This is a genomic window from Streptomyces sp. NPDC054794, from assembly GCF_053611585.1.
The window spans coordinates 1-15954 of the sequence record NZ_JBSHAQ010000053.1; the positions used below are offsets into that span (position 1 = coordinate 1).

15 protein-coding genes are annotated in these 15954 nt (G+C 66.4%); 7 read left to right on the forward strand and 8 right to left on the reverse strand.

What is annotated here, in order from left to right; genetic code table 11:
• Both ACWGKT_RS38375 and ACWGKT_RS38380 read left to right on the forward strand, forming a co-directional pair.
• A partial coding sequence (locus ACWGKT_RS38375) for a transposase family protein (RefSeq protein ID WP_453277293.1) occupies positions 1–323 on the forward strand: 323 nt, incomplete at its 5' end.
• A 43-nt stretch (positions 324–366) separates the two neighbouring features.
• Positions 367–519, forward strand: coding sequence for a DUF6207 family protein (locus ACWGKT_RS38380; RefSeq protein WP_453277294.1), 153 nt, complete (start codon positions 367–369; stop codon positions 517–519).
• A 97-nt stretch (positions 520–616) separates the two neighbouring features.
• Here ACWGKT_RS38380 and ACWGKT_RS38385 read toward each other — a convergent pair whose 3' ends face one another.
• The 7 genes from ACWGKT_RS38385 to ACWGKT_RS38415 all read right to left on the reverse strand — a co-directional run bounded on the left by ACWGKT_RS38385 (position 617) and on the right by ACWGKT_RS38415 (position 6516).
• Entirely contained in the window at positions 617–892 is a 276-nt protein-coding gene (locus ACWGKT_RS38385; protein ID WP_453277295.1) for a hypothetical protein, read from the reverse strand.
• Between the two features lie 701 nt (positions 893–1593).
• A complete protein-coding gene (locus ACWGKT_RS38390; RefSeq protein WP_453277296.1) occupies positions 1594–2880 on the reverse strand; it encodes a hypothetical protein in 1287 nt (428 codons plus the stop codon).
• A gap of 174 nt (positions 2881–3054) precedes the next feature.
• Entirely contained in the window at positions 3055–3501 is a 447-nt protein-coding gene (locus tag ACWGKT_RS38395) for a peptidase inhibitor family I36 protein (RefSeq protein WP_453277297.1), read from the reverse strand.
• Positions 3502–3553: 52 nt separating this feature from the next.
• Positions 3554–3766, reverse strand: coding sequence for a hypothetical protein (locus tag ACWGKT_RS38400; RefSeq protein WP_453277298.1), 213 nt, complete (start codon positions 3764–3766; stop codon positions 3554–3556).
• A 237-nt stretch (positions 3767–4003) separates the two neighbouring features.
• Positions 4004–4687: a DUF6308 family protein gene (locus ACWGKT_RS38405; RefSeq protein WP_453277299.1), complete on the reverse strand. Its 684-nt coding sequence runs from the start codon at positions 4685–4687 to the stop codon at positions 4004–4006.
• The gene (locus ACWGKT_RS38410; RefSeq protein WP_453277300.1) at positions 4672–5850 is read right to left on the reverse strand and encodes a VWA domain-containing protein; all 1179 of its coding nucleotides are present in this window, start codon (positions 5848–5850) and stop codon (positions 4672–4674) included. Before ACWGKT_RS38410 ends, ACWGKT_RS38405 begins: the two co-directional genes overlap by 16 nt.
• Positions 5851–6174: 324 nt before the next feature.
• A complete protein-coding gene (locus ACWGKT_RS38415) occupies positions 6175–6516 on the reverse strand; it encodes a hypothetical protein (RefSeq protein WP_453277301.1) in 342 nt (113 codons plus the stop codon).
• A 614-nt stretch (positions 6517–7130) separates the two neighbouring features.
• On the opposite strand from ACWGKT_RS38415, the gene ACWGKT_RS38420 reads away from it, so the two are divergent.
• The 4 genes from ACWGKT_RS38420 to ACWGKT_RS38435 are packed head-to-tail and all read left to right on the forward strand — an operon-like array spanning position 7131 to position 12747.
• Entirely contained in the window at positions 7131–7475 is a 345-nt protein-coding gene (locus tag ACWGKT_RS38420; protein ID WP_453277302.1) for a CU044_2847 family protein, read from the forward strand.
• 4 nt (positions 7476–7479) lie between these two features.
• Entirely contained in the window at positions 7480–8373 is an 894-nt protein-coding gene (locus tag ACWGKT_RS38425; RefSeq protein WP_453277303.1) for a S1 family peptidase, read from the forward strand.
• Complete coding sequence (locus tag ACWGKT_RS38430; RefSeq protein ID WP_453277304.1) at positions 8313–10949, forward strand: helicase-related protein; 2637 nt, start codon at positions 8313–8315, stop codon at positions 10947–10949. Before ACWGKT_RS38425 ends, ACWGKT_RS38430 begins: the two co-directional genes overlap by 61 nt.
• Positions 10933–12747: a hypothetical protein gene (locus tag ACWGKT_RS38435; RefSeq protein WP_453277305.1), complete on the forward strand. Its 1815-nt coding sequence runs from the start codon at positions 10933–10935 to the stop codon at positions 12745–12747. The genes ACWGKT_RS38430 and ACWGKT_RS38435 overlap by 17 nt, the downstream gene beginning before the upstream one ends.
• A gap of 368 nt (positions 12748–13115) precedes the next feature.
• Here the strand turns inward: ACWGKT_RS38435 and ACWGKT_RS38440 are convergent.
• Positions 13116–14209, reverse strand: a protein-coding gene (locus ACWGKT_RS38440; RefSeq protein WP_453277306.1) for an IS630 family transposase whose coding sequence is annotated in 2 segments (ribosomal slippage) — positions 13116–13763 and positions 13766–14209 — 1092 coding nt in all. Because the reading frame shifts where the segments join, the coding sequence is not laid out codon by codon here.
• Positions 14210–14457: 248 nt separating this feature from the next.
• Here ACWGKT_RS38440 and ACWGKT_RS38445 point away from each other — a divergent pair.
• Positions 14458–15948 (forward strand): ISL3 family transposase, encoded by a 1491-nt coding sequence (locus ACWGKT_RS38445; protein ID WP_453277307.1) that lies wholly within the window; start codon positions 14458–14460, stop codon positions 15946–15948.
• The last annotated feature ends 6 nt before the right edge of the window (positions 15949–15954 follow it).

Below are 15954 nucleotides of genomic sequence, written 5' to 3' on the forward strand. Positions count from 1 at the left end.
CTCTACCCCGAGCGCCCCGACAGCGCCCCCGCACTACCCAACACCACCAACACGACGACCGATTGATCGGCTACACCATCACCCGGGACACGATCTACATCGGAGCCAGCCCGTGGGTGACGACGCCCCTCAGACGGCCGCCGGGCGGCGACCTCACACCAACCCAGCGAACCGTCAACCGCGCGCTCTCCGCTGCACGCGCACCGGTCGAGCGCGGCGTCGCACGACTGAAGTCCTGGCGGATCTTCCGCAAGGCCCGATGCAGCCCGAATCGAATGTCGTCAATCTCCGCCGCCGTCCTCACCCTGGAGCGGCACCGCTGAAAGAGCTCAGTCACTCGTCCGGCCTGTCTGCGATCGCCGGACGGTGGGCGACCGCCACCATCGACCGCTGACCTGGGATCCCGGCCAGCCCGGCGTACGGCTGCGCCTGTACGCCGACCTGGAGCAGGATCTCGTCGGTGGTGGCGCGACGGGGTGGCTGACCGAGGTGACGGCGGGACCCTGGCCTCGGGCGTGAGGCGGTCGGTTGCCCGGAGAGGCCTGCCGAGGCTCAGCAGTTGGGCGAGGGCAGGGATTGAGGCGCTTGCTGCCTGCCGTCCGGCCATCGGGTTGTGTCACTGGTTCTCGATAGGGTCGTGTACAGCTTGTTCGCTGTCGGCGGCGTACAGGCGTCGCATCTCCGCATCCTCTTCGAGGTACCGGTCGTACAGGGCCGAATCCGCTTCGCGCAGTGCTCTGAGGTACGCCGTCATGAGGCGGGTGTTTGCCTCCACCGACAGCTGTCGCTGTCGGCCTACCAGTTTTATGACGGCCTCCATGGTTCTGGGGCCCGGCATGTAGTCGCCCTCAGAAACGCGCCTCAGCGTTGCGTAGGAGATGTTCTGGTCCATTGCAGCGCTGATGCGTTCGTTGGTCCATCCTGCATCGAACAGTGGTTTGATCAGTTGCTCGGTTACTTCATCTACGAAAGCTTGTCTGGCGGGTGGCAGAGGCGTATCCCCGTGCCCGAGTTTGTCCTCACCTGCACTTCCCGCACGTCTCGCCGGGCTCCGACTACGGGCGCACCTTCCTCTTCCGCATCAGTGTCAAATGCCCTGTCACCGCGCAGGCCGGGGAGTGGCTCTTCAGACCTTGGCGCGTTAAGAAGGCCCTGTCGTCCATGATCGACACCTGCACCGGCTGACCGGACGGCTCCAGGCCGGACCGGGAGCCGACCGGCGGCCGGGCAGCGCTTCCGGCAGCGGCCCGTCCTGCCCGTCGAAGTTGGCTTGCAGCCGCTCGACGACCGCGGTGAGCTCCGGCCGGGAGCGCTCGACGGCCGCCGTATCCTTGGCCTCGTACTCGTCCAGCAGGTGATCCCAGCTCTTGGCGTTCGCCCCGTAGTGCTCGGGGAAGGGCGAGCCACCAGGCCGACGCCCGCCAGTCCGGCCGCAGGTAGCGCACCTGTCGCTCCTCGGCGTCCAGGCCGGTGTGTGGTCGCGATAGGCGCACACACGTTAGTCCAGCACAACGCTCCGCCCAGCTTCGGCCTGCAGGGTGCGCCCCTCACCGTAGCGGGCACGGCAGGGGTGCGTCAGCGAGAGCTCGCGGTTCAGATGGACATCGCACCAGGTCGATGCTGCTCGCAGCGCCACCCTCCCGGGTACAGGCGCGCGACCTGGCCGCACCTTGGTCTGCCGATCTCGCATACCCCGGGCGTCGGCAACGGAAAAGATGGGGCTGCCCTCCGCGCGGGCCTGGGAGGCTCGTCCGTCCGCTGAGGCGGGATGGACAGCCCCACCAAAGGCCGACCAGGGCCATCAACGGTGATCGTGAGCTCCACGCTGTCGATGCCCCGCTTCTTCAGCGGTGCGCTCGGCTTCCAAGTCGTCTCGCCAAACTGGCACGTCGTGTCTGCGTCCCGGCCCGAGAAGTGGACTTCGTCGTCCGGCTCGGCTGCCTCCTCGAACGTAGGCGGCTCCACACCCCGGTAGTCCGCCCACTTCTCCCGGTCCTTGGTCGGAACCCAGAGGTGACTGCCACACCGCCGGTCCTTGCGGGAGGGCACGAACAGCGGGGCCACACCGCCAGTGGCAGCACCGACCAGGGTCTGACCGACAGTGACCCGCTTCCCGTCACCCATGAAGCTGGTCCACCCGGTGCCTTCATCGCTTGAGCGCTGAGGCGTGTCCCACTGCAGGTGCACCTTGCCGCAGCCGGTCTTCTCCTTAAGCCCTCCTTCCGGGCACCGGCGCTCAGAGGTCGCAGTACACAGCCACTCGACGAGAACGCGGTAGCCACCGACCAGAGGCAGATCAGCCGCGTCCGCGATCTGCCGCCAGGTCACCTTGTTGATCAACATCCAGTTGGCGCGATCGATCAGGTGGAACCGGTCGTCGTGGGTCACCCAGTTGGCCGTCAGTGCGGCTTCGGCATGGGCTCTCGACCGGCGAAGCACGGTACCGGGACTGGCGTTGTAGAACTGCGCCTCACACCCGAGACTCACCCCGCCGGCGCCCACGATCGTCACATCCGGACGGGAGGCCCGGAATTTGGACGCCTTTTCGACGAGCACCTCAAGCCCAGCGGCCTGCGCGGTACGGGCCAGGAAGTCCTTCGTGGCCTTGTGCACGTCGCGTTCCTCGGCTGTCATCTCGTACGCGGTGGGCAGGTGCGCCGCGCGATATCGCAGCAGGCCGTCCGGACCACGGTGCTTCCGCACGTACATGAACGAGCTCCGAACTCCGCTCATCTCGGCCTTGCACACTCGGCCCAGCCTGCTCTCCACACACATGAGAAGGTGCCGGTCCCGCTCCATGACAGGACGGAGGATCTCGGCCTTGAGGCCTTCTACGTTCACTTTGGCGTCACGCCCGAGCCCGAGATCTTCCTTGTCCAACTCGAGGACTCTGTCCAAGCCGGCATGCCACACACCATTCGCCACAGACGTCCCCTATCCAGCAGCAATGCGAACAAGGCCCTGGGATGAAGGTACGACCTGGCACTGACAACCGGTATGGGGCCAAATACCCGTACCGGCGGAGGGCGATCGGTACACCGGATCTTTGGGCAGTCAGGCGCCGCAGGGTGTGTCGTTGTTGCGGAGGCTGTGAGTGGTGTCGTTGAGCTGGTACGAGCGCAGGTCGTTGATGGTGCCGCCCTCGCGGCCGACGCAGACGTGGCGGCCGAAGTAGTTGTCCTTCTGGTAGACACGGGCGGTGCGGCTGCTGTTGTTGATGATGGAACTGCCTCTGCCGCGGATGTAGTCCGGCAGGTGTCGCACCGACCCGTCGACGGCGCGTTTGACGTAGGGCTGGCCGTTGAAGTTGATGTCGGGGTAGATGCATACGAACCCGCGCGGGCACGCGATTTGGTCCCGAGCCGTGGCGGGGGCGCCTGCAGCGGTTGTGGCGTGGGCGGGGGCGAGGCAGTTCAGTGATGCGGCCAGGACCGTCGGGAGGGCGGCGGCGAGCAGCGCGGTCGTGCCCGTGCGGGGCCGCCGCGTACGCGAAAGTTTCATGACGTCCGCCTGTCCTGGCGGAACGGTTCGCCATTCCGCCTCCCGCCCACGTTCATTCAGATGAGCGAATCGACACCGGCTGGCAGACTCCCTGCGGCGCCGCGATGGTCACGAAGGACAGCTGCAGATCTCCCGTGGTGATTGTCGCGCCCGACGCATCGCAGTTTGGACCGGGGAAGCGAACGACTGGTTCTGGTGCCGGATCGGCGAGCATGGCTATATGCCCAACGTCCGGATCACGCTGACCGACGTCGAGGCTGGTCACGTGCTGAACACTGGTCCGTCGGCCGCCCCGACCGAGTTGCACGCCGAGTCCTGCCGGGATCGGCTTCCTCATCCCGTAGGGCCGGAAGCCGGTATGCCGGGTGTTCAGCAATTGCAGGTATGGAATCAGAGAGATAGCTGGCACTCTGATACACCGCAGGTCACGGGGTGTTTCGCCGGGGCACGGGGGCCATCCACCCTCCGGGTGGAAGGCTCGCTCGGGTGTGACCGACCGGGTTCAGGTCCCGATGCAGCTTCTCTGTTGGTGATCCGTACGGTGATGCATCCAGAGCACCACGTCGCAGACCCGCAACGCGCTAACTGTCGCGGGGAGGTCGGCGGATTGCCGTAGGGCCGTCAGGTTGTGGTGCAGCGCTTGGTTGTCGGCACGCAGCGCGCCGTGCAGGTCAAGCCAGAATGACTTTGGGCGACCGAGAACGCAGCGAACGACTTGATCGTAGACGGGCAGCAGCCGCGGCCGCTTCCGGGCAAGGAGCTTGCCTGCCGTCACCCACCCGATTCCGGGCTGGTCGCAGAGAACGCGCCAGGCAGTGTGGGCCGGCGACCCTTCGGCCAGGTCGGCAGCCTCGGCTTCGACCATGTCGATGTCGAAGCGAATGCTGCTCAGTAGCTCGGACAACCGGACTCCAAGGTCCCCTTCAAGGAGGTCGACGGCGACCTGCGCAGGAATGCTGACCGACAGGGTCTGCACAGCAATCAGGTCGTCGGCGGTCGTTACGTTCGCGACTGCCTGGCGGTCTCCTCCACCGGCCAGATGCTCGAAACGACTACCCGTGAACGGCACTGCCGCATCGTGCAGGACGGTGCCGAAGTAGCATCGGAGATCGGATACAGCCTGATCAGAGTTGATGAGGCTGTTCAGTCGGTGAGTGAGCGGCGGTCGACTCAATGCCGCAACCATGTGGCGAAGGCGTCGACGAGGCCGGCGTAGAACCGCTCGTCGGGCACCGACCCCGGGTTCTTGCTCGCGTCGTAGAAGGCGACGTTGGTGAAGGTGGCGGAGGCGGATGCGTTGAGGTTCTTGTAGAACGCGAGGTTGCCGAGCCCGAATCCGACGAACAGCCAGAAGACGCCAAGTGATGCGGTGTTCTGCAGCAAGGAGCGGACCTCGGCCTTGTCCCAGGGTTCGTCACCGACCTGGGTCACGATGAAGGCGGGATCAGCGGCTTCGGATTCCTGGTAGTGCCCTACTGCACGACGCATGGCGTCGCCGACATTGCCCCACCCCCAGTCGACGTGGGTATGCAGCTGCCCGATACGGCCACGGTAGTTGTCCAGCCGGATCTCCTCCAGGAAGGGTTCCCGTCCGCTGGAGAAGACCACGGGCACGGTGCCGTCGTCATCGAGGTTGGCCGACAGCGCCAAGACGCGCTCGGCGAAAGCTTGCACAGCGAATGACTCGTACAGCTCTTCCATGTGCCTGTCGTGATCCAGGATCAGGTACACCGCCGCCCGCTGGTCGATGTCCCGGTCCACAAGAGCCTGGCTGGCCTGGCGTGCCGGAGACAGCAGTCCAGGGGCCAGCCGTTCGACCTTCGACAGGTCCACCGCGGGCCCCGCAGAACTCGGATTCCGGCGTCCCTGGGCGGGGAGTGGCGCAGGGGTTGCGGCAGGCTCGGATTCGACATCGACGCCGTAGTCGGTCGCGAGACCAGCCAGACCGGAGGCGTACCCCTGTCCCACTGCACGGATCTTCCATCCGCCGTCCCGTCGGTAGAGCTCCGCCAGAACCACGACCGTCTCCCCGGACATGAAGTCCGGGGCTGTGAACGACCTGGCCGACAAGCCTGTCTGGGTGATCGACAGAAGCGGTGCACGGGTGAAGACCGCGCCCGGCTGCAGCGGATCGGCACTCACCACGATAACCAGTCGGTCCACGTCATCAGGCACTCGTACAAGATCGGCCGTGACCACCGGGCCGGCGATTGACACGCCGTCTTGGGCCGGGTGGTTGTAGAAGACCAAGTCGTCGTCGCTCCGAACCCTCCCGTCCGTTCCGAGCAACAACGCCGAGACGTCCGCAGCCAAGCCGTGAACCGACACCGCCAGCACCACCGGCGCCATCGACAGCCCGATGTTCTCCCCTTTTACGCAACGACGTCGTCTGCATCCTCGCCCCCTTGATTGCCGAGAGGGAAACGGTAGACCCCTGATGCCCGACCGTCCCGGCTTTGGACAGAATTCGCCACGCACCTCGCGCGCACGGGCGGTGGCCGAAGGCTACTGGGAACAGCTCACTGTCCCACGGGCCTGCGGCCTTGGGACTGCTGCTGGCTCGGAGCGGAGTAGTTCTTGCTGGCGGGTGGAATGCTCGAATGCCGGGGCCCTGGATTCAGTATCCGGGGCCCCGGCATTCGGGGATTCTAGGTGTTGGGGTAGGTCGTGGGTTTAGCTACAGACCGAGGCGATGCAGACATTGATCTTCTTGATCGTGACGCTGGGGTTGAAGGACTTGTAGGTGTCGACCGTTACGTTCTTCAGAGCTGTCACGTTGACGGTGGCGTTGTTGAGGTTGTTCTCCAGCACGCTGAGTTCGTTGCCGGTCAGCGTCCGGTTTCCCGTGATCTTCACGATGACCGGGCCGACGTCCGTGGCGTTGCAGGTGACCACGTTGGCGAGGCCGTTGCTGCAGCTGTAGTGGCCTGTAGCGGACGCGGTGGAGGCACCGCCCAGCAGAAGGGCCGGGATCAGGCCCATGACCGCGGCGGCGGGGACAAGCAGCTTCTTCATGATGGGTGTCTTTCTCTCGTATACCCCCTCCCCTGGAGGTCCCCATCCTTGCCTGCACTCCCTCTCAGGCGGGATGTAAGAGAACCTCAGGGGCTTCCAGTGCCTTGGCCTTGCCGACCGGCACGCCATTCACACCTCGGCCGGGAAGGCGGCACCCAGATAGGCGACTTTGATTCGCCCTGTTCGAAAAAGGATTGGCGGCGTTTCGTGATCCTGTTCGTAGAACCTGAGGTCTCTCCCGGTTGAGCCGGCTCCCGGGCTCCGCACGGCACTACCGGCCCGGGGCCCGACCGCCTGTCCACTGTGCGTGCTCGGGGTGAGCGGAGGTCTGTGATGCCCCGGAGCGTGTGGTCAGGAGCGATCAGTTTCGGTCTCGTGACGGTTCTTAAGTGCTGCGGCTCCCTGCCCGGTTCGGGTCACTCGATTGCCGCACTCACACGGAGCCGTGCCAGCGACCGGAATTCCATGAAATATTTCAGCGTCAACTTTTCTGCCGCAGCAGAGAACTCGCCTGCCTGCTGCAGTTTGCCGCCAAGGCGAGGAGGGGGGAACTGATGAATAGGAGCGAAATCCTCCCCGGTTGATTTCACTGACGCTCAAAAGTGGGAGGAGCCTTGGTCCATCTTGCTCGCATTGCTCTGGAGGACGGCGGCTCCATCCTGGTCGAAGCCCCCGCTGTGGGAGACGGACCGGTGAAGGCAGGACGGATCGGCGATGCCGTGCACGATCTGCCGGAGAGTCTGCAAGGTGCTCTGAGCTCGGTCAGCCGGGCATCGCGCGCCGCACTCGACGAGCTGCGCAAGGCAGCCCCTGACGAGATCAAGGTCGAATTCGGCGTCGATCTCGCAGTGGAGGTCGGGGCCGTGATCACCAAGAGCAGCGCCAACAGTCATCTGAAGGTCACCATGATCTGGAAGAGCGATCCCGGCCATTCCGTCGAGAGTGAGTGCGCGGAGTGATCCCATGGATGTCGACGACACGAGCGAGGGCCGGGCCCCCTTGTCGAGACTGCGGAACGCCGTGGCCCAGATCCTGGGGTCCGACGAGCAGATCACCGGGGCCGGGTTTCTGGTCGCCGAGGACCTCCTGGTCACCTGCGCACACGTGGTGGAGGCCGCCGGAGCCGGCCCCGGGCGGCAGGTGTCACTGAGCTTTCCCCATGTGGACGGCGGCCGCCGGGCCGAGGGCCTCGTTCTGGACGGCCCTTGGCGGCCTCCCGGGGACGAAGACGTGGCCATGATCCGGCTGAGCGGCAGCCCCGCCGGTGTGCAGCCGCTGCCACTGGGCTCCGCGGGCGGCTGCCGCGGCCACCGAGTGCGCTCGTTCGGTTTCCCCGCCCAGGCCCCGCCCGGCGGCCACTTTGGTTACGGCACCGCCGGCGATCTGCTGCCGACCACGCAGAGCAGGCACGGCCATCTGCAGCTGACGGCCGCGAACGACCTGACCACCGGATTCAGCGGCGGCCCCGTCGTGGACGAGCTCACCAGCCTGGTGGTCGGCATGCTGACCGAGATCACCGCCCCGGACGCCTACGAACGCGGCCAGGACATCGCGTACGTCACCCCGACGCAGACCCTGCGTGAGATCTGCCCGGAACTGACCCTGCACGACGTGTGCCCCTACCGAGGACTGGAGCCGTTCACCGCTGAACACGCCCAGTGGTACAAAGGCCGCACCGACGCGGTACGCCAGGGGTCTCCCTGCACAACCAAAGCGACACGGCGCGGAGCGACTGGCAGGACCTCTCCGTATACGACTGCCGCTTCGCGGTCCTCCCCGGAGACGGCATCAGCATTGTGCCTCAGCGCTTCCACCTCGCCCCACGCGACTACCGGCTGGAGGCGCTGGCGGAGGTGATCGGTCGCGGCACCGGCTGCGCAGCAGTTCCCCATGGCACCGGCCTGCGGACCGAGACCCTGCCCGTCCATGTCCAACGCACCGTCGTGCCCCGCCAAGCCGGGGTGCGACACCCGCGGTGGCGTGAGCTCGCCGACGACCCAGCCCCGATCCTGGACTCCGTCGAAGTCGCGATGGCCCGCTACTCCCGGGAGTTCGCCACCGCCTGCCGTGCCGCTCAGCAACTGCCGCACCACAAGGCCATCGAAGCCGACCGCGCCCAGTTCGACGACAAGGCCAGGCGGTTCGGCCTCGGCCGCGAGTGCCTGGACCTGGACCCAGACCTCAAACACGCCTTCCGGCTCGCCAACGAGGTCTTCGCCCGCGTCAACGACGGTCGCACGTACGACAGTTGGCGGCTCTTCCAACTGGTCTACATCGTCTCCCACCTGCCGGCCCTCGCCGTGCGCGAACACCCGCAGCGGGCGGACCTACGCGCTGAACTCGACCACACCGACGTACTGTGGTTCCCCGCAGGCGGCGGGAAAACAGAGGCATACCTGGGACTGATCCTCACGGCCCTGTTCTACGACCGGCTGCGAGGCAAGCACGCAGGGGTAACCGCCTGGCTGCGCTTCCCGCTGCGCATGCTCAGCGTGCAGCAACTCGACCGCACCCTGCGCATGCTGATCGCCGCCGAAGAACTTCGCGTCGAACGCCGGATCGGATCCCCCCACGACGACCCCTTCGCGCTCGGCTACCTGGCGGGCGGCGCGGGCAGCCCCAACGACCTCCACTGGGAGCGGGGCTGGTGGCGCGGCTGGGAGACCGAGGCCGCCGCCACCCGGTCGGGGACCTTCGCCGAAGACCACCTGCGCGACCGGCTCGTGATCACCTGCCCCTACTGCGAACGCGACAGCGTACGCCTGCGCCTGGACACCGACGCGGTCCGCCTGCATCACGAGTGCACCGCCTGCAAGCGGATCCTGCCCCTGTACGTGAGCGACGTGGAGGTCTACCGCACACTGCCGGCGATCGTCATCTCCACCGTCGACAAACTCACCGGGCACAGCTGGTTCCCCGAATTCACCTCATTCCAGCACGGACCGAAGCACCGCTGTGCCGAGCACGGCTACTTCTCCTTCCCGCGTTTTGGAGCCTGCCTGGCCGGACCGAGCCACTGCACCGCGCCGAGCCGGGGCTACCCGGCGGCCCGCCCGATCAAGGACCCGGTACCGGCACTGACGGTGCAGGACGAGATGCACCTCCTCAAGGAGGAGCTCGGCGCGTTCAACGCACACTACGAAGGCATGATCGCCGAACTCCAGTCAGGAGCAGGCAGCGGCCTGCCCAGCAAAGTACTGGGCGCCTCCGCCACCATCGAGCAGTACCAGGACCAGCTCCGCCAGCTCTACGGCCGCCGTCCCCGCGCCTTCCCCGCACCGGGATGGACACTCGGCGAGAGCTTCTACACCACGACTCAGCCCGACTTCCGGCGCGTTCACATCGGAGTGCTCCCGCACAAGCGCCGCAAAGCCGACGTCGCTGCGATCGTGCAGGGCGAACTCCTCACGGAGATCGCCCGGCTCCAGGAGGAGCCCAAGACCCTGCGCGAGCGCCTCACCCTGCACGGGCTACCCGACTCGGACCTCCAACGACTCCTCTTCCCGTACGAGGTCTCCTTGGCCTATGTGAACAGCAAGCAGCACGGCACCCAACTCGACGAGGAGCTCGGCCAGCTCTCCGACGACCTGCAGCACGCCGGACTCGACCGCGTCGAGCACGCGGTGCTCACCGGCGAAGTCCCGGTCCCCGACCTCGCGGCGGCTATCGCCCGGGTCCAACGCGAGCGCCTGGACACCCCGCGAGGAGAGCGGCTGCGTGCGCTGGTCGGTACCAGCGTGCTCAGCCACGGGGTGGACCTCGAGCGCCTCAACCTCCTGGTTGTGGCCGGCATGCCGCCGACCGCCGCTGACTACATCCAGGTCACCGCCCGGGCCGGACGAACTCACGCAGGCCTCGTCGTCACCGTCTACGACCCCGTCTCACGCCGCGAACGCTCCATGTTCTCCAACTTCCTGAGCTACCACCGCCTGCTCGACCGCATGGTCACCCCCGTGCCCGTCAACAAGTACGCCTACTTCGCAGCCCGACGCACCCTGCCCGGCATCGTGCTGGCCCTGCTCCACGACGCTGCCCGTGACCCAGCGCTGAAGCCACCACCGGAAGGAGCCGAGTACTCCAAAGACTTCAAGCGCTGGTGGAGCGCCCAACGACCACTCCTCGACCCCTGGCTGGAACGACGCATCCCAGCCTGCTACCGCGAGCGCGTGGAGGGCGTCAACGGGCGCGGACTGGAGAACGACCTCGTTGAGAGGATCATGGAAACCTGGCGGCAGGAGGAACGCCCCAACCTCAACAAGGGCGCAGAGGAGAAGCGCACCGCCTACCTCTTCCTCCAACAGCCGCTCACCAGCTTCCGCGACATCGACAAAAGCACATCGTTCCAGTCACTGACCAGCAGCCAGGACGCCTTCAAAGCACTCGCCACCAACACCGCCGACAGCAAGGGGGGCGAGGATGAACCGCAGCCGTAGCCAGGCCATGACCGCCTTCCTGCCCGGCGCCGTCTTCCGCCATGAACAGCGGCTACGAGGCAGAGTCCAGGCAGTCGACGGAGACGTGGTCAAGAAGCTCAACGAAGACGTCATCTACGACGAGATCTCCCGCTACCTGGAGCGCTGGAGTGAAGACGCCAGAGCCGCCCTGCCCTTGCCGCAGGGCCGACTGCGGCAGAACTTCGTCCTGGTCAGTCCTGACCTCGTCCGCTTCGAGGTGTTTCCGCTCGTCCTCGAGTGCGTCCGCCGCTCCTGCCGCCGCGTGCGCACCTACGTGAAGGCCCAGCAACTGGCGGCCGACCCCCGGTGCCGCACCTGCGGCGGACAGTTGCGGCAACTTCCGTACTTCAACGCGCACAACTGCGGACGCGTGCGTCCCATGTACGTACCCAAGTGCCGTGTTCCCGCGCACGGTTACGACCACATCGTGTTCGAGAACACGGGAAGCTTCGTCACCGCCCTCTGGCGCTGTGTCGGTCCAGGATGCGGCGGTGCGAAGCTCCAGGGCACCTCGCAGTCCCCCTGCGGCTGCGAATGGAAGGACGCCGCTGGCCGTGCCATGATGCGGGCAAGGACGTTCAACGACACCCGCGCCTACCAGGTCCACGCCCTCCAACTTGTCAACATCGACAACTCCGAGTTCCGGCAGTACCAGCGCCACCCCCACTGCGGCCGGATCGCGGCCGCCCACTACCTGAACCTCATCGACTCCCTGGCCCAGGGCATCGGCGACGCCTCCCAGGGCATCACGGTAACGCGCCTGTCCCCGCAGGAATGGCAGCAGAGAGAACAGCAACTGCGCCAGATCTACATGGGGGAGGAGGAGATTGAGCAGATCCGGAGACTGATAGGTCCCGAGGAGAGCGGCCTGGCTGCTCTGCCGAATACGGATGCCGATAATGTGCGGTGGGAACTGCTCGGTGCAGACCGCCCTTTCGTGGAACGCGCAGCAGTATTCGACCCCGCTCAGATACAGCGCATCACCCTCGACGACCAGTGTGCACGCTTCGCCGAGCTCCAGGACCGGCTGGCCCAGCAGACCGCGGAACGCGCCCGCGAGCAGGCTCGCACCCTGGGGATTGCAGAGATCGCGGTTACCTGGGAGTTCCCCGCAGCCAGAGTCGCCTTCGGCTACACCAGAGAGGAGCACGAGCCCGAGCGGGGCGTCCTGACCGGGTTCCACAACAAGTACCACCACGAGGGGAAATACCCGGTCTACGTCGCGGCGTCAGACACTGAAGCCCTCCTGGTCACCTTCTCTGCATGTTCCGTCCTGTCGTTCCTGAGAGCCAAAGGATTCATCGTCAGGGCGGCCGAAGACGAATCGGCGGCCCGCCAGCGGCTATTGGAACTGTTCACGGATCAGGATGATCCGGAAGCCGTCCGGGCGGCAGCAACCGTACACACGGTCATCCACACCCTCGGCCATCTCCTGCTTCGCTCCCTGGACGATGGCCAAGTAGGACTGGCCGAGAACACGCTCGCCGAATGGGTCGTCACGAAGGCGCTCACCGTCGCCATCTACGCCGACAACGTTCGTGAATTCACCCTCGGATCACTATGGACCCTGCTCAGTAATCGCGTGCTCAGCTGGCTGGAAAGCACCGCCGACTCGGTGCTCAGCTGCGAGAACGACCCGCTGTGCCATCAGTCCTCACCACGTTGCTGCGAACGCTGCGTCTACCTCACGTTCGGCTGCCGGTTGTTCAACGACGATCTTGATCGGAGCCTTGCCGCAGAGTTCCTCCGTCACACAGCCGCTTCGAGCCACACATGACTGACGAACTGCGACCGCTGGTCCTGCTTGCCCAGCTATTGGAGCGCCTCGCGGGCAGCTACGCGGCAGCCGCCGAATGGACACGGGAGATCGCTAGAGCCGAAACCCTTGACGCCCTACGTGTGCACGGGGTCGCAGACGATCACGCTACCGCAGTACGCCAGCTCGCCGCCGAGTGCGGCCTACTGGACTCAGGCCGGCACGCGGGGCTTGCCCCTGCCCGCCTTTCCCAACTTCAGGTGCTCCTGGACGTCCTGGACAGCCTTGATCCACCGTCCGCAGCACCACCATCCGAGCGCCCCCTGGTGTTCACCACCCCCCGAGCCGCCGCCCACCTGGTAGCGCCCCCTGTCCGACGCCTGGACCTGTTACTGAGCTCTTCGGATTGTTGTCGGCTGGTGGGTGAGCGTGAGTCCGGTGCCTGCAAGGCAGCCGTCGATCAGGTCGGGGCGGAGCTGGATGTGGCGCAGGCCCCGGCGGAGGGTGCGTTCGAGGTGCTCATCGTCGGTGAAGGCTGTGTTGGCCAGTGGGCCGCGCCGTAACAGTGACCAGACGCCCTCGACCGGGTTCAAGTCCGGTGCGTATGAGGGCAGTTGGATGATGGTGAGCCAGTCGTGTGCGGCCGCGTAGTCGCGCATTCCGGGGGCCCGGTGGGTGTTGAGATTGTCCCAGATCAGCACGATGGGTGCCTGGAGCTGGATGTGGGCGCGGACGACCAGGTCGCGGTAGTCGCTCCAGGCGAAGGTGTCGCGTCCTTTGCCCTTGTGCTTGCGGTGACGGCGCGGCCGGTAGATGAGCCGGGAGGTCTCGCCCGGCTTGTAGCAGCACATCGCGGCGATCGACCAGCGGCGCCAGGAGCGGCCGCGCACCCGCACCACCGGCGTGTGTCCACGCCGGCCCCAGGTGCGGGCGCGTGGCGGCGTCATCGAGAATCCGGCCTCGTCCTCGAAGACGATGTACGCCCCCAGCGCCGCCGCAGTCATTCCGCCTGCGGCCACACATCTTTCTTCCACAAGCCCACGGCGGCCTCGTCGCGTTCCAGGGCCCGGCGGGCGGGACACTGCCAGGACCAGCCGTGCCGGTGCAACAGCCGCCACACCGCCGCCGACGAGCAATCCAGGGAGAACTTCCAGGCGATCAACGCTCTGATCCGGGCCAGGGTCCAACGCTGGTCCTCCCAGCCATGCACGGCTGGTCCCAACGCCAGTTCCTTCTCCAACTCGGCGAACTGGTCGTCGGGCAGCTTGGGCAGTTTCGGCGGCCCCGCGGAGGCGAGCGCGGCTGTCCCGCCCTCCCGCCAGGCACGGCGCCAGCGTTCCACTGACCGCTCACTCACCCGCAGATCCTTCGCGATTACCGCGGTTCTCTCACCGCGGCCGAACCGCTCGCCTGCCTCGTACCGGATCCGCTCGCGAAACCGCCGCCGCTCAGCGGTCAGTCCACCACCCTGCGCGTACCGCATACCACCGACCTACCGCAGGGATCACCACACGTCACCACCCCCGACAACAACCCGAAGAGATCAGTAGTCCAGGACGTTGGTTCTGTCGACGATCTTGTGATCCGGACGGCTGAGTACGTTGCTCCGCCTGTTCGCGATCATGCATCGCGTGCTCTCGTGATGTGCTCCTGGAGCTGTTTCCGTACCTGACCGCATTGGTGATCGAGGAGGTGGAGAGACGACCGGACCAGGTAGTGCTGAGAGCGCGGGTGCGGGCGACGACTGGCTCCTGTCGGTGCGGACAGAGCTCGGCCCGGGTGCACGGTCGGTACGTACGCAGGCTGCGTGATGTCGCCGTGGGCGGGCTCGGTGTCGTGATCGAGTTATGTGTGCGCCGTTTCCGCTGCGAGAACCCTGCCTGCACGGTGGTGACGTTCGCCGAACAGATCTCAGGACTGACCACCCCGCACAGCCGGCATACCCCGCTGCTGCGCGAGGTGTTGACGCAGATCGGGCTGGCCCTGGCTGGCCGGGCAGGAGCCCGACTGGCGTCCGCAGTCGGCCTCACCATAGGTAGGGACACGCTGTTGCGGCTGGTCAGGGCCCTGCCTGAGCCGGAGATCGGCAAGGTGGAAATCCTCGGCGTCGACGACTTCGCCTTCCGCAAAGGCCGCCATTACGGCACGGTATTGATCGACATGGCCACCCACCGGCCGCTGCACCTCTACGACGGCCGCGAAGGCGAGGAGCTGGCCGCCTGGCTCCGCGATCACCCCGAGGTGACGGTCATTTGCCGGGACCGTTCCAGCGGATACGCAGAGGGCGCTCGGGTCGGGGCGCCGCAGGCCGAACAGGTCGCGGATCGCTACCACCTGTGGGCCAACCTCGGCCAGGCGGTCGAGAAGACGGTCAACGCCCATCGCTCCCGATTGGCCGAACCGTCTCCCGGCTCGAAATCCACCCCCGACCAGGTGGAGGTGGAGCCCGAGGTGGTCCAGCCGGTGAAAGACCTGAAGATCGTGATCCGGCTGCGTGAGCAGCACGCTGCGGCCCATGAGCTGTGGCAGCAGGGGATGTCGAAGGCGGCGATCGGCCGGAAGCTCGGGCTGCACCAGGCCACCGTCCGTAAACTGGTCAACGCCCGTTCCGCCGACGATGTCGTGGCCAAGAGCCTCCAACGAACGCATGTCGTCGACCCGTACGTCGGCTACTTGCACCGGCGTTGGAACGAGGGCGTCAGGAACGCCGCCCAGCTCTACCGCGAGATCAAGGAACTCGGCTATCCGGGTGGCGAGTTGGCCGTTCAGCGGCATCTGCGGCGCTACCGGACCGGGCGCGGACACGCACCCGATCCGGGACCGAAGCCTCCCTCGGTCCGCGAGGTCACCTCCTGGATGATGACCCACCCCGAGCACCTGCGGGACGAGGACGCCGACAAGCTGCACCGGCTGCGTGAGCGCGATCCCGAACTCGACCGGCTCACTCTTCACATCAGGAAGTTCGCCGCGATGATGACCGGCCGCCACGGCGACCGCCTCGAAGAGTGGATCACCAACGTCGAACGGGACAGTCTGACTCCGCTTGCGGGCTTCGCCCGCAACCTCCGCCGCGACTTCGATGCGGTCCGCAACGGGCTGTCTCTGCCGCACAGTTCCGGCGCCGTCGAGGGCAACATCAACCGGCTGAAGATGCTGAAACGCCAGATGTTCGGCAGGGCCAGCCTCGATCTCCTTCGCAAACGCGTCCTGCTCACACGGTGAGCCTCG

Excerpts from the sequence above, each read along its gene's own strand:
- ACWGKT_RS38385 (WP_453277295.1), bottom strand. The coding sequence starts at position 892 with ATGGACCAGAACATCTCCTACGCAACGCTGAGGCGCGTTTCTGAGGGC.
- ACWGKT_RS38395 (WP_453277297.1), bottom strand. The coding sequence starts at position 3,501 with ATGAAACTTTCGCGTACGCGGCGGCCCCGCACGGGCACGACCGCGCTG.
- ACWGKT_RS38405 (WP_453277299.1), bottom strand. The coding sequence starts at position 4,687 with ATGGTTGCGGCATTGAGTCGACCGCCGCTCACTCACCGACTGAACAGC.
- ACWGKT_RS38410 (WP_453277300.1), bottom strand. The coding sequence starts at position 5,850 with ATGGCGCCGGTGGTGCTGGCGGTGTCGGTTCACGGCTTGGCTGCGGAC.
- ACWGKT_RS38415 (WP_453277301.1), bottom strand. The coding sequence starts at position 6,516 with ATGAAGAAGCTGCTTGTCCCCGCCGCCGCGGTCATGGGCCTGATCCCG.
- ACWGKT_RS38425 (WP_453277303.1), top strand. The coding sequence starts at position 7,480 with ATGGATGTCGACGACACGAGCGAGGGCCGGGCCCCCTTGTCGAGACTG.
- ACWGKT_RS38435 (WP_453277305.1), top strand. The coding sequence starts at position 10,933 with ATGAACCGCAGCCGTAGCCAGGCCATGACCGCCTTCCTGCCCGGCGCC.